Origin of the sequence: Neobacillus sp. YIM B06451 (assembly GCF_032667185.1) — a bacterium.
GTDB lineage: Bacteria > Bacillota > Bacilli > Bacillales > Cytobacillaceae > Bacillus_D.
In genome coordinates, this window is sequence record NZ_JAVFKJ010000012.1 from 34,697 (window position 1) to 48,546 (window position 13,850).

Here is a 13,850-nt window from a genome sequence, read left to right on the forward strand (position 1 = left end):
AGTTGAAGGAAGGGATTTCACGATGATTGATATTCACTGTCACATTCTTCCCGGCGTCGATGATGGGGCAAAAACGATGGAAGAAAGTGTGGAAATGGCGCGGGAAGCTGTAAAGGAAGGCATCCATGCAATCATCGCGACGCCCCATCATAATCGTTTTTACGAAAATCCAAAAGAGGCCGTCAATCAGAAGGTAGCTGAATTGAACAACAGGCTTAAAGAGGAAAATGTCCCTCTTTCGATTTTGCCAGGGCAGGAGCCGGCTATCAGTGGGGACTTTCTCGAAGAGTATCAAAAAGGGAATATCCTGACGTTAAATGGTACTCAATATGCATTTATGGAACTTCCGTCGGGCCATGTGCCGAGATACACATCACAGATTTTGTTCGATTTGCAAAATTTCGGGGTCATCCCAATCATTGTCCATCCCGAACGAAACCAGGGAATCATTGAGCGGCCGGACATCCTTTATGAGCTAATTAGAAATGGGGCTTTGGCGCAGCTTACAGCTTCGAGCATTTGCGGGGTGTTCGGGAAGAATATTAAGAATTTTTCCCAGCGGTTAGTCGAGGCTAACCTTGTCCATTTTATCGCTTCGGATGCGCATAACATCCATAGCCGGATTTTTCATATGCAGAGGGCTTTTGAAGAAATTGAAACGAGATACGGTAACGACTTTGCCTTCTTTTTTAGGGAGAATGCCGAACGGTTAATTGAAGGTAAAAACGTCTACAAAGACGAGCCGCAAAAGGTGAAAAGGAAAAAGCTTCTCGGGATTTTCTGATGAGGCCTTTGGAACTGGCAATTTTCCATTTATTAATCTTAGTAAATCAATAAGTTTAATCAGTTTGAAGGATCCCAAAAATTCTCCTTGCCGCTTCTTTGGCCATATCCTTGGAGGAATCAATATAGTTAGCACTCTACAGCTTACAGGATTTTCAAAAAAAAGGAGGATTTAGATGAGTTTCCACAAACGATTTCTGTTGTTGGCAGTTCTGGACTCGGTACTGGTGTTGGCCGCTGCGGTTATTAGCTATATCCAATTTCAGCCGCTACTGGGATCAGTCCCTGATCAAGAGCTCTTGCTTAATTCTCTTATCTTGCTAATTAGCTATTATATATTCGCAAATAGTTTCCTTTTGTATAACAAATCATGGGAATATGCAAGTGTCATGGAGCTGAAAAGCATTTTCAAGGCTGTCACACTTACAATCATTACTACTGCGGCCTTCCAGCTGTTTACTTCATCGAATTTTTATCCAAGGATGCTGCTTTCTGTATGGATGATGACGATGTTTTTAGTTGGAGGCTCGAGGTTTTCCTGGCGCTTGTATTTGGACCATTGCCTTAAGCCCAAAAAGGACATGAAAAAAGTCCTTATCATAGGAGCCGGCCAGGCAGGAACTCTAGTGGCCCGGCAGCTCATAAACAATCCCGAATTGAGGCTGGTACCCGCCGCTTTCATTGATGATGACCCAGGAAAGTTGAAATTACATATACTAGGCATCCCCGTGGCAGGGACAACCGAAGATATTGTGGAGACCGTAGAAAAATACGGAATTAATAAAATCGTCATTGCCATTCCTTCATTAAAGAAATTTGAGATGAACAAGATTTATCTTGAATGCTCAAAGACGAAAGTGAAGACGCAGGTGATGCCGAAGATTGAAGATGTCATGCTCGGGAAAGTCGCCGTCAGCCAATTTCGCGATGTGGGAGTCGAGGATTTGCTCGGCCGCGAACCGGTAGAGCTGGATATCGAAGGCATATCTGAATACGTATCGTCCAAAACAGTCCTTGTAACAGGGGCGGGAGGATCGATTGGTTCTGAAATCTGCCGGCAAATTTGTAAATTCTCACCCGAAAAAATTGTTTTGCTTGGCCATGGAGAGAACAGTATATATCAGATTGACATGGAACTTCGCAACAAGTACGGGGATACGATTGAAATTGTACCGGCAATTGGCGATATCCAGGACCGTGAACGGATGATGGAAGTAATGGCAGAACATCAACCGGATGTCGTCTACCATGCAGCCGCGCATAAGCATGTTCCTCTTATGGAATACAATCCAAGGGAAGCTGTGAAAAACAATGTATTGGGAACAAAAAATGTTGCTGAAGCAGCCCATCGATATCATGTTGGCACGTTCGTTCTCATTTCTTCCGATAAAGCTGTAAATCCGACGAATGTGATGGGAGCGACGAAAAGGATTGCCGAAATGGTCATTCAGCATCTTGACCAGCAAAGCGAGACCAAGTTTGTTGCTGTCCGATTTGGGAATGTGCTTGGCAGCAGGGGCAGTGTCATTCCACTTTTTAAAAAGCAAATCAAGGCTGGCGGGCCAGTGACAGTGACCCATCCCGATATGACCCGATATTTCATGACCATTCCTGAGGCATCCCGACTGGTTATCCAGGCTGGTTCCCTCGCCAGGGGCGGTGAAGTGTTTGTCCTTGACATGGGTGAGCCGGTCAAGATTGTTGACCTGGCCAAAAACCTTATTGAATTATCAGGGTTTTCGCTTGATGAAATTTCAATTAAATACTCCGGCATCCGGCCTGGGGAAAAAATGTTCGAAGAGCTTCTTAATGAAAATGAAGTGAATGATGTCCCAATCTATCCTAAGATTCTTGTCGGCAAAGCGTCGCCAAGCAATTATGAGATGATATCGAATCTTATCCAAAATTTCTATTCCTTTAACGAAAGGGAACTTAAAAAATATGTTTTGAATCTAGTAAACAAAAAAGAAAAGAAATTGTCCGCAATCAAGTAAGAAGGAATACAAACAAAAAAGGCACGCGCTGCCCAAGGAGGCGTTCCTATTATGAATTTTGCAATAATCGGCTGTGGGTATATGGCAAAGAGCCATGCAGCTGCAATCGACCGGATTCCGGAGGCAAAATTGGCCGCCGTCTGCGACAAAGATGAATCAGCCATGGAGCAGTACAAAGAGTACGGCGCGAAGGCTTATACAAATTACAATGCGATGCTTGCGGATGATGAAGTTGACGCAGTTTGCATCTGTACCCCTGCCAGTTATCACACAGTACTTGTGGAGCAGGCAGCCGCGGCAAAAAAACATATTGTCCTTGAGCAGCCAATGGCGTTGGCGCTCGATGAAACAGAACGGATCGTGGAGGTTTGCCGGGAGAATGCTGTGAAGCTTACAATTGTCCATCCATACCGTTTCCGCCCTGTAGTGAAGGAACTGAGAAAAATCATCGATGCAGGAATGCTCGGGAAAATCAGTCATGCAAGTACCAGAATCAACTTGAACAGGAACCGGGATTTTTGCGCAGAGGCCATGTCGCGGGGAACAAAACTGCATGAAGCCGGAGGTTTAATGGGCCAGGCAATTGATTATCTAGATCTGTTTCTTTGGTTCCTCGGGGAGCCGGAGCAAGTATTCAGCATTGCGGAAACAGGAATCAGCAATATAGAAGCTGATGCGGTTGCGGCGGGGATAATCCGGTTTGAATCAGGGGCGTTAGGTACGATCGAAATGTCGACCGCCGTTTATTACCGTAATTTTGAGGAGTCAATTACCATCTTTGGAGAAAAGGGAACTGTTAAAATTGGCGGCCCGAACGCCCTTTCGTTCGAACATTTTGATGTTCAACATTTGTCTGAAACAGAAACTGAACGGATTTTGGAAATTGTTAAATCAGACCCGTGGGGAATTCCGGGCCATGAGCAAACGATTTCCGATCTCATTCAATCTGTAAAAGACAACCGGGAACCTCTAGTATCAGGCGAAGATGGCAAGAGAGCGCTCGAGTTGGTCCTGGCATTTTATGAATCAGCCAGAAATAACTCACCAATCGGAATGAGAAGAGGAGTTTTACTATGATTACTGAAGTGAAAGAAAATAAATTGGCCGATGAACTGATTGAAAAGCTTCGAATGAAAACCGCGACAATCGGCGTTGTGGGGCTTGGCTATGTAGGTTTGCCGCTCGCGGTTGAAAAAGCGAAAGCTGGTTTTAATGTCATTGGTTTTGATGTCCAGGAGGAAAAAGTCCGGGCTGTCAATAAAGGAAAAAATTATATCGGTGATGTTATACCTGCCGACCTGAAAACACTTGTTGCAGAAGGGAAGCTGATGGCGACATCCGACTACAACTTTATTGGTGAAGTAGACGCGGTAGCGATTTGTGTGCCAACACCATTGGATATTTATAAGCAGCCAAATATGAAATATGTAGAAAGCTCCGCCAAGGCGATTGCCCAGCACGTAACAAAGGGGACGCTCGTGGTCCTCGAAAGTACAACGTATCCAGGTACAACTGAGGAATTGATAAAGCCGATCCTGGAGCAATCGGGCCTTGTCTGTGGCGAAGACTTCTTCCTGGCCTATTCACCTGAGAGAGTGGATCCGGGAAACAAAAGCTTTAATACGAAAAATACCCCGAAAGTAGTCGGCGGAATGACGCCAGCTTGCACAAAGGTAGCGGCTGCCATGTACCGCTCCGTATTGGAAGGGGAAGTACATGAGGTTTCCAGCCCGGCGGTAGCAGAAATGGAAAAAATCCTTGAGAACACATTCCGGAATATCAATATCGCCCTTGCAAACGAAATGGCGATTCTTTGCAATAAGATGGGCATCGATGTGTGGGAAGTGATTGATGCGGCGGCAACGAAACCGTACGGATTCATGCCATTCTATCCGGGTCCGGGCCTTGGCGGGCACTGCATTCCAATCGATCCATGGTACTTGACATGGAAAGCGCGTGAGTATAACTACCATACGCGGCTGATCGAAACGGCTGGCGAAATCAATGACAGCATGCCTGATTTTGTTGTACAGCGCTGTGCTGAAATGCTGAATGATCAAGGCAAAGCAATCAACGGATCCAAAGTCGTTGTCCTTGGCGTAGCCTACAAAAAGGACATTGATGACTACCGTGAATCACCAACGCTGCCAATATTGGAAAGGCTATCCAAGGCGGGAGCAGATTGGATTGCGGTCGATCCCCACGTGAAGGAGTTCAGCCTAAATGGAAAGCAGGTTGTATGTAAGGAGTTACACAAGGATCTGCTGATAGACGCCGATCTTGTATTAATTACGACCAATCATAGCTGCTTTGACCATGAAATGCTGCGCAACAATGCAAATCTTATTCTGGACACACGGAATACATTTGAATCACAGGTAGAATTCTCGGGAATCTACCAAAAAATCTAATATAGAAACAGTGATGGAGTGCCAAGCTTGTCAACTAAAAAACAATCATTCAACCGGTCGGTGTTCATTGTACTGGGCGGGAACGTACTGTCACAGGGGCTGATTTTCGCATCATCCCCTCTTCTTACAAGGCTGTATTCTCCAGAGGCCTTTGGCCAGTTGGCTGTATTCATCTCCGTCGTGGCGATGATCAATGTTTTTACAAGCCTGAAATACGAACTTGCCCTGCCGATTGAACGAGACCAAAAGAAGTTTTTAAATCTGGTTGTGCTGTGCCTGGGTGTCCTGGCCATCACAACAATTATTTGCACGGCGGCTGTTTTGATACTTGGTTCCTTTTTCTTTGAAAAACAGTTTGCCGAGTTTCTTTTTTGGCTGCTGCCACTCGCTTTTTTAGGAGAAGGCATTACAGCAATAACGAATTATTACGGGATTCATAAAAGCAAGTACAAAGACCTGGCTATCCTGAAAGTCAACAAGGCACTTTTTACGGTCGGTGGGCAAGCTGGATTGTATTCCCTTCAGTCAGTGGGTATGGTTGCCGGCGATGTGATGGGCCGGATTCTCGGCGGCTTTAAGCTGATGTTGAAAATGTTCATGGAAATCCGGAAATCAGCCAGTCTAATCAGCCTCAATGAAATAAAGGAAGTAGCCGGGAAATACCGAAAATTCCCGCTTATTTCAAGCTACTCGTCATTTATAAACAGCGCAGGCCTTCAGATGGCCCCGATCCTGCTGAGTGCGATGTACAGCCAGGCGGAGGTGGGACTGTTCGCGCTAGCCCAGCGGGTTATTGTTTCGCCTTTGTCCATTATTGGGCGGGCGGTGGCTGATGTGTTCTACGGGATGGCGGCGAAAATCGAAACTCCCGGCGAACTGCAAAGGATGTTTATAAAGACATCCTTCAAATTGTTAATGGTCGGGATTATTCCAATTGGGATTCTTTATTTTGCCGGAGAGAGCCTGTTCGGACTTATCTTCGGAAAAGCTTGGAAGGAAACTGGAACAATCATTCAGATCCTGTCCCTGATGTATCTTGCTCAGTTTATCGTCAGCCCTCTGTCCCAGACATTGAATATTTTAAACAGGCAGGACTTGCAGCTTGTCTGGGATATTGTAAGGCTCATCCTTACAGCTTTGCCTTTTCTTGCCGGCTTCTTATTCCAATATGACTTCTATCAGCTGATCAGGATTTTTGGAATATCCTCAGCCGCAAGCTATGTCCTATTGTACGCGATGATCTTCAGGGTGCTGAAAAAACAAATGTAGGAGCATTAAAACAGCATGGGCAATAAAAAAAACTATACACTTATTCTTTTATTAGCTTTTCTTTACAAATTCATTCTTGATTATGCGTACAAGACATTTCTTGTGGGGAATTTTGCCTATTCGGGCTTTGTAATCAAGGAAAATTATTTTAAATATGCTGAGTCTTGGCTTTTATTATTCCTGTTGATTTCCGGGGTTGTTCTTTACACAAAAGGAATGGAGAAGCCGAGTAAAGTGATTCTGTATATTATTTTGCTCAACCTTCTAGTCCCGCTATTAACGTTTTATTCGATGCAGGACGGAGCCAGAATTTATTTGTACAGTATTCTTTTTGGATTCATGCTCACCGTTTGGATAGTCAAAAAATTGAAGGACTTCCGAGTCATCATGATTGAAGACAGCGTCAAGCCGGTCTTTTTCCTCCTGGCCGTGATCACCCTGTATGTATACGGCTATTTAATCGCGACAGGGGGGCTTTCGCGGCTGAGCTTCAACCTTCTTGCCGTTTATGACGTCAGGAGTGTTTACCAGCAGAATAATTCCGGCCTCATGAATTATCTTGTCACCTGGCAGGCTTATGCCATCAATATGTCGATGCTCATCTATACGCTGGAGGGAAGGAAAAAGCAATTGTTTTTCCTTTTCCTATTCCTGCAGCTCCTGCTTTTTGGCATGACAGGATTAAAAAGCTTCCTGTTCGCGCCAGTCGTCGTGATTGGTTTGTACTATATTTTGAAAAATGTCAAATTAAAAAACCTTGTTCTTGAAATGATGACAGTCGGCGTGCTTTTCATCGTTTCCTTGTCGGTGCTGCTTTACAGTGTCTTTGACAATATCAATGCCGCATCAATTTTTGTCAGGCGGTTGCTGCTTGTTCCCGCCCAGCTACATTTTGTCTATTTTGACTTCTTTTCGACCCATGAAACGATGAAACTGTCACATTCCTTTTTATCCTTTTTATTTGAAAATCCCTACAATAGCCCAACCCCGGTAGATGTTATAGCCAGTGTGGTTTTTAACAATGAAAACTTCAACCCGAATGTCGGATATTTGGGTGATGCGTTTTCCAACTTCGGCTTCATGGGGATTATTGTCTACTCGATAACCCTCGGAGTGGTTTTGAAGATGCTGGACAGTGTCGCCAGGCATGTACCGATTTATTTTTCGGCGCCATTAATCGTCATACCGTCTATGGCCTTAATCAATTCCGCGCTGCCCACAAGCTTGGTGACCCACGGAATCTTGTTTGAGATAACGGCTATATGGCTGTTTTCACAAATTTTCAAGAAAACTAAAGCAGAAGGAGTACCATCGTGAAAATCTGTCATTTGACATCTGTTCACCCATATACCGATATAAGAATCAACCTGAAGCAATGTGTATCCCTTGCCAGGGCTGGACATGAGGTTTATTTACTCGCACCGAATGCCCCAGAGAAAACAATAAACGGGGTCCATCTCCAGCCACTTAGAGTTCATAATAAAAACCGTTTTGAACGGATATTAAAAAATAAACGATTTATTTTGGGTCAGGCAATCGCAATCGATGCGGACGTGTACCACTTCCATGACCCTGAATTGATTTTTGTTGGCAGGGAGCTTAAAAAGCTGGGCAAGAAAGTAGTCTACGATGTCCATGAAGATTTGCCGATGCAGATTTTCCGCAAACCTTACATTCCGAATTTCCTAAAGAAGCCTTTGTCCATAGGAATTCAAATCGTGGAGAAGAATGCTTCCAGGAACTTTGATTTAATATGCGCGGCGACTCCCCATATTAGCGAAAAGTTTGAAAAATACAACCCACGAAGGATTGATGTGAAGAACTATCCGAAACTGGGGAAACAGGCAAGCGTCCCGAAAAGCCAGCCCCAGGAAGAAAAGTATGTTTGCTATATTGGGGGGCTGGCAGGGGACAGGGGCTTATATGTAATGGAAGAAGCCATTCGCAAGTCCAGCTGCAGCCTGTACCTTGCAGGCAATTTCCATAATCCAGCAGACAAAGCCAGGATTGAAAAGATGGAAAATGACAAAGTGAACTATCTTGGCTTTTTGGATAAGGAGGGCGTTGCCGGTTTACTGGGAAATTCATTGGCAGGCCTTGTGGTCCTTGAGGAAAATGAACCTTTTAAATATTCACTTCCTGTCAAAATGTTTGAATATATGTCCGCCGGTATTCCTGTTATCTGCTCCGATTTCCCCTTATGGCGCGAAATCGTCGAAAAGCATAATTGCGGTATTTGTGTTAACCCTGCTGATCCAAACGAACTAAGCGAGGCGATTGATTTCCTTTTGGAAAATCCCGATTTGGCAAAAAAGATGGGTGAGAACGGGCGCAGGGCAGTGGAGACCGAGTATAACTGGGAAACAGAAAGCAACAAACTAATTGAAGCGTACGAACAATTGGCTAACCAAAATTATTCAGAAGAGGTATATGTACATGAAAATTCAAATGCTCGATCTATCTGAACAATATCTATCAATGAGGGAAGAAGTTCTTCAAAAGATTGATGAAGTCATGTCTTCCTCCCGTTTTATTTTGGGGGAAAATGTAAAGAAACTTGAGGCGGATGTAGCAAGGTACAGTGGTGCAGGCTACGGAATCGGAGTCGGCAATGGCAGCGATGCAATCCATATTGCTCTCCAGGCTGCGGGTGTCAAAGAAGGGGATGAGGTCATTACTACCGCGTTTACGTTCTTTGCGACAGGCGGGGCAATTGTGCGGGCGGGCGCAACTCCGGTTTATGTCGATATTGACCCGGTTACCTTTAACATCGACCCTTCCAAAATTGAAGCGGCGATTACCGACAAAACAAAAGCAATTATCCCGGTCCATTTATATGGACAAATGGCCGATATGGACAAAATCAAAGAAATAGCCGACAGGCATCAACTGGCAGTGATTGAAGATGCAGCCCAGGCAATCGGAGCCAAATACAAGGGCCATAATGTTGGCGAACTTGGGACAGCGGCTACCTACAGCTTTTTCCCGACAAAGAATCTTGGAGCTTATGGGGACGGCGGCATGATTATTACGAGCAATGAGGATCTCGCTGAAAAAATGCGTGTCATCCGTGTCCATGGAAGCAAGCCGAAATATTACCACCATGTGCTGGGCTACAATAGCCGGCTTGATGAAATGCAGGCCGCAATCCTGAATGTGAAATTCCCTCATCTCGATAAGTGGTCGGATGCCCGCCGTGCAAGGGCTGCCTATTATACCGAAAAACTGAATGAGCAATTGGCCGACGTTATCCAGACACCAATTGAAAAGGAAGGAAATTACCACGTTTTCCACCAGTACACGCTAAGGGTTTCGCGTAGGGATGAGCTCCAGAACTACTTGAAAGAAGCGGGTATTGCAACAATGATTTATTATCCACTGCCATTGCATGTCCAGCCTGTATTTAAAGACCTTGGCTACAAGGAAGGCGACCTGCCGGAAACGGAAAAAGCCGCTAAAGAAGCCTTGTCGCTCCCAATGTATCCTGAATTGGAGCAGGAAGCGCAAGATTATGTGATTGAAAAAATCGTAGAATTCTATACGAATCACCAGAATGGTAACCAACAAGAAACCACTGTACATGGGGAACTTAAAGCGATTGGTTAGTAGACTCAAAAGTAGAAATGAGGTGCCTGAGTGAATATCTGGATATTTAACCATTATGCGACTGCACCTACTCATGTAGGCGGAACAAGGCACTACGATTTAGCCAAGCATCTCACTGATAAAGGATACAATGTTACAATCTTTGCTTCCTCTTTTAATCATTTTTCAAAAAAAGAGATGGTTTTCAAAGGGGAGAAGAGCGAATACAAATCAGAAATGATTGATGGAGTAAAGTATGTATGGATCCATACTCCTCCCTATGAAACGATCTCGGGAAGAGTCAAAAACATCATAAGCTACACGTGGAGAAGCCATAAAATCGGGAGAGCGGCTTGCAGCGAAAGCAAACCTGACATTGTTGTCGGCTCGAGTGTCCACCCACTGGCAGCGATAGTGGGCTATCTGATTGCCAAGAAAGCCGGGTGCAAGTTCTATTTTGAAGAGCGGGACTTATGGCCTCAAACATTTGTCGACTTTGGAAAGCTGTCGCCAGGAAATCCTGTAGCAGTCGCGCTGTACAGGCTGGAAAGCTTTTTATATAAAAAGGCTGACCGCATCATCGTCCTATTTGATAAAGCAAAGTACTACATACAAGCGAGAGGGATAAACCCGAACAAGGTCATCTACTTGCCGAATGGCGTGGACCTCTCAAAATACGATCAATTGGAAAAGTCAGTGGAGATAGACATCCTGTTCAGTAAGTTAAAAAACAAATTTGTGATTGTCTATGCCGGCTCACACGGTGTCGCAAATCACCTTGAACCGATTATCGAACTGTTCGCCAAGCTAAAGAACAATCCGGACTTGCATTTGCTCCTTGTCGGCAATGGGCCGGAAAAAAGCAGGCTTATGGAAAAAGCTGAACAGGAAGGGATTCGGAATATTACATTTCACGATGCCATTCCGAAAACAGAAATTCCTTACTTGTTGAGCAAGGCTCAGATGGGAATCCTCTCCATCATGGACTCGCCTCTTTATTATTGGGGTTTCAGCATGAACAAGATATATGACTATATGGCTGCCGGCCTTCCCATTATTATGATTACTGATCCTGATTTAATCGGATCGTTAAGCGACCAGACCGGTATTTATGCGAATAACGATTTAGAGGAAACCGCACGTTGGCTCGCGGGGCATTACCGGAACCCTAAGCTATTGGAGCGGGAAGGAAGCCAGCTTAAAAAATACGCGGAACAGAATTATTGCTGGGGGAAGCTCGCTGACAGCCTTGAAACATTTATCGTAAATGATGTAAGTGGTGTGAAATAGCATGAAACGATTCGTTGATTTTACTTGCGCACTCATTGGATTAGCCATTCTTTGGCCGGTGCTCCTGCTGACAGCTTTCCTAGTGAGGGTAAAGCTTGGATCCCCGGTGCTCTTCAAACAGCAGCGTCCGGGCCTGCATGGCAAGCCCTTTTATGTCTATAAATTCCGGACGATGACAGATGAGCGGGATGAAGAGGGGGCACTGCTCCCGGATGATGTACGGCTAACGGGATTTGGAAAAGTGCTGCGAAAATCGAGCCTCGATGAATTGCCGCAGCTGTTGAATGTATTGAAGGGCGATTTAAGCCTTGTAGGGCCTCGTCCATTACTGATGGAATACCTCGAACTCTATACAGACGACCAGGCGCGCCGCCATGAGGTCCGCCCCGGAATCACTGGCTGGGCCCAGGTAAACGGGCGGAATGATATTTCCTGGGAGGAAAAGTTCGCGCTTGATGTCTGGTATGTGGACAACCAGTCGTTTTGGCTGGATATGAAAATTTTATTCATGACGTTTCATAAGGTCATTAAATCGGAAGGGATTAGCCAGAAGGGCATTGCTACCGTTGAAAAATTCACCGGATCATCGCGAACGGGGGTAAAACATTGATAAAACTATGCATCATTGGCCAAGGCGGCCATAGCAAAGTGGTTGAAGATATTGCTCTCTCGTTAGATGAATATACAATCGCGGCACGCCTTGATGACAAATTCAAGTGTGTGGAAGAAAAAGATGGGGTGCTATATGGCCCGATTATCCTGGCGAAGGAACTTTCGTTAAATGACAAGAGCATGAAGTTTGTGCTTGCTGTAGGCAATAATGAAGCCCGGAAAAAGATTTCCGGGGAACTTTCATTGCCCCTGGAACGGTATGCCGTCCTGGCACATCCGACCGCTGTGGTCAGCATGTCGGCAAAGATAGGGAACGGGACGGTCATCATGCCCAATTGCATCGTTAATGCAGCGGCTACAGTTGGCAATCATGCCATTTTAAATACCGGTTCCGTGATCGAACACGACACAATTCTAGGAGATTACACCCATGTAAGCCCGAACGCCGCTTTAACAGGAGGGGTTGGAGTTGGGGAAGGAACGCAGATTGGAGTCGGCGCAACTGTCATTCCAGGCATCCAGATTGGTGACTGGTGCATGGTAGGTGCCGGGGCAACTGTCATCAATCCAGTAAACAACTTTGAAACCGTAGCAGGAACACCGGCAAAACCAATCACGAAAGTAAGGGTGTGAATCTGAATGATCGTTAAAGAAAAACAAAAAAGGATCTATCTATCTTCCCCACACATGAGCGGGCGGGAGCAATCCTATATACAAGAGGCTTTTGAAACGAACTGGATTGCCCCTTTGGGCCCAAATGTCAATGCATTTGAAGAAGAGATTGCCGCATATGCCGGCGTGAATGGCGCGGCAGCGGTCAGTTCGGGTACAGCAGCGATTCATTTGGCGCTGGAGCTCTTGGAGATTGGCAGAGGCGACCGGGTATTTTGTTCCTCGTTGACCTTTATGGCCAGCGCCAACCCGATTCTGTATCAGGGAGGAGAGCCTGTTTTCATTGACTCGGAGCCCGATACGTGGAATATGTGCCCACTGGCATTGAAGCGGGCTTTTAAAGAAGCGGCCCAAACAAATAAGCTTCCGAAAGCGGTAATCGTCGTCAACCTTTATGGGCAAAGCGCAAAGATGGATGAAATTTCGGCAATTTGCAATGAATACGAAGTGCCGTTCATTGAAGATGCGGCTGAATCCCTTGGATCCGAATACAAAGGAAGAAAAAGCGGCAGCTTTGGAAAATTTGGCATCTATTCGTTTAACGGAAATAAAATCATCACAACTTCAGGAGGGGGCATGCTTGTTTCCGATGATGTAGCGGCTTTGGAAAAAGCAAGGTTTTTGGCTACTCAGGCGCGTGACCCAGCACCTTATTACCAGCACAGCACGATAGGCTTCAACTATCGGATGAGCAATATCCTCGCCGGGGTCGGACGTGCCCAGCTCGAGGTCCTTGATGACCGGGTTAAGGCTAGAAGGGCCATATTCAATAGGTATGCTGAAGCACTTGGATGCATCCCTGGAATAAACTTTATGCCTGAACTGGAAATGACGCTATCAAATCGGTGGTTGACGACATTTACACTCGACAAAAACGTCACATGCGTTTCACCGATGGATCTAATCAACCGTCTTGCCGAAGAAAATATTGAAGCCCGTCCCGTCTGGAAACCGCTCCATATGCAGCCGGTTTTCGATGGAGTCAACTATTACCCACATGAGCCAGGGAATTGCGTGTCATCTGCTTTATTTGCCAATGGTGTTTGCCTTCCGTCGGGATCCAATATGACCTTAGATGAACAGGAACGAGTTATAGAGGCGGTTAAGGATGCGTTTAATTGACCACTTAAAATAAGGAGGCCGGGGTATAGGCCTCCTTTTGTCATTCAGAACCAAACTTCTAATTAGCTTTCCATTTAGGCTGAATCAAAGACTTTAAATTCTTAGGTAACTT

General features: G+C 45.4%; 12 protein-coding genes. All 12 read left to right on the forward strand.

Annotated features, from left to right (window positions below; genetic code table 11):
- The first annotated feature begins 22 nt into the window (after positions 1 to 22).
- The 12 genes from RB160_RS17410 to RB160_RS17465 all read left to right on the forward strand — a co-directional run bounded on the left by RB160_RS17410 (position 23) and on the right by RB160_RS17465 (position 13,738).
- Positions 23 to 784, forward strand: a complete 762-nt coding sequence (locus RB160_RS17410) for a tyrosine-protein phosphatase (RefSeq protein WP_316571818.1) — start codon at positions 23 to 25, stop codon at positions 782 to 784.
- Positions 785 to 959: 175 nt separating this feature from the next.
- Positions 960 to 2,777 (forward strand): polysaccharide biosynthesis protein, encoded by a 1,818-nt coding sequence (locus RB160_RS17415; RefSeq protein ID WP_316571703.1) that lies wholly within the window; start codon positions 960 to 962, stop codon positions 2,775 to 2,777.
- 51 nt (positions 2,778 to 2,828) lie between these two features.
- Complete coding sequence (locus RB160_RS17420) at positions 2,829 to 3,854, forward strand: Gfo/Idh/MocA family protein (protein WP_316571704.1); 1,026 nt, start codon at positions 2,829 to 2,831, stop codon at positions 3,852 to 3,854.
- The gene (locus RB160_RS17425; protein WP_316571705.1) at positions 3,851 to 5,188 is read left to right on the forward strand and encodes a nucleotide sugar dehydrogenase; all 1,338 of its coding nucleotides are present in this window, start codon (positions 3,851 to 3,853) and stop codon (positions 5,186 to 5,188) included. Before RB160_RS17420 ends, RB160_RS17425 begins: the two co-directional genes overlap by 4 nt.
- Positions 5,189 to 5,215: 27 nt before the next feature.
- Complete coding sequence (locus tag RB160_RS17430; protein ID WP_316571706.1) at positions 5,216 to 6,457, forward strand: lipopolysaccharide biosynthesis protein; 1,242 nt, start codon at positions 5,216 to 5,218, stop codon at positions 6,455 to 6,457.
- Between the two features lie 15 nt (positions 6,458 to 6,472).
- Complete coding sequence (locus RB160_RS17435; protein WP_316571707.1) at positions 6,473 to 7,774, forward strand: oligosaccharide repeat unit polymerase; 1,302 nt, start codon at positions 6,473 to 6,475, stop codon at positions 7,772 to 7,774.
- Positions 7,771 to 8,922: a glycosyltransferase family 4 protein gene (locus RB160_RS17440; protein WP_316571708.1), complete on the forward strand. Its 1,152-nt coding sequence runs from the start codon at positions 7,771 to 7,773 to the stop codon at positions 8,920 to 8,922. The genes RB160_RS17435 and RB160_RS17440 overlap by 4 nt, the downstream gene beginning before the upstream one ends.
- On the forward strand, positions 8,894 to 10,063 hold the full coding sequence (locus tag RB160_RS17445) for a DegT/DnrJ/EryC1/StrS family aminotransferase (protein WP_316571709.1): 1,170 nt from the start codon (positions 8,894 to 8,896) through the stop codon (positions 10,061 to 10,063). The genes RB160_RS17440 and RB160_RS17445 overlap by 29 nt, the downstream gene beginning before the upstream one ends.
- 30 nt (positions 10,064 to 10,093) lie before the next feature.
- Positions 10,094 to 11,332 (forward strand): glycosyltransferase family 4 protein, encoded by a 1,239-nt coding sequence (locus tag RB160_RS17450; protein ID WP_316571710.1) that lies wholly within the window; start codon positions 10,094 to 10,096, stop codon positions 11,330 to 11,332.
- Between the two features lies 1 nt (position 11,333).
- The gene (locus tag RB160_RS17455; RefSeq protein WP_316571711.1) at positions 11,334 to 11,942 is read left to right on the forward strand and encodes a sugar transferase; all 609 of its coding nucleotides are present in this window, start codon (positions 11,334 to 11,336) and stop codon (positions 11,940 to 11,942) included.
- Positions 11,942 to 12,577 (forward strand): acetyltransferase, encoded by a 636-nt coding sequence (locus RB160_RS17460; RefSeq protein ID WP_396954741.1) that lies wholly within the window; start codon positions 11,942 to 11,944, stop codon positions 12,575 to 12,577. Before RB160_RS17455 ends, RB160_RS17460 begins: the two co-directional genes overlap by 1 nt.
- A 6-nt stretch (positions 12,578 to 12,583) precedes the next feature.
- Positions 12,584 to 13,738 (forward strand): DegT/DnrJ/EryC1/StrS family aminotransferase, encoded by a 1,155-nt coding sequence (locus tag RB160_RS17465; RefSeq protein ID WP_316571713.1) that lies wholly within the window; start codon positions 12,584 to 12,586, stop codon positions 13,736 to 13,738.
- Positions 13,739 to 13,850 lie beyond the last annotated feature (112 nt).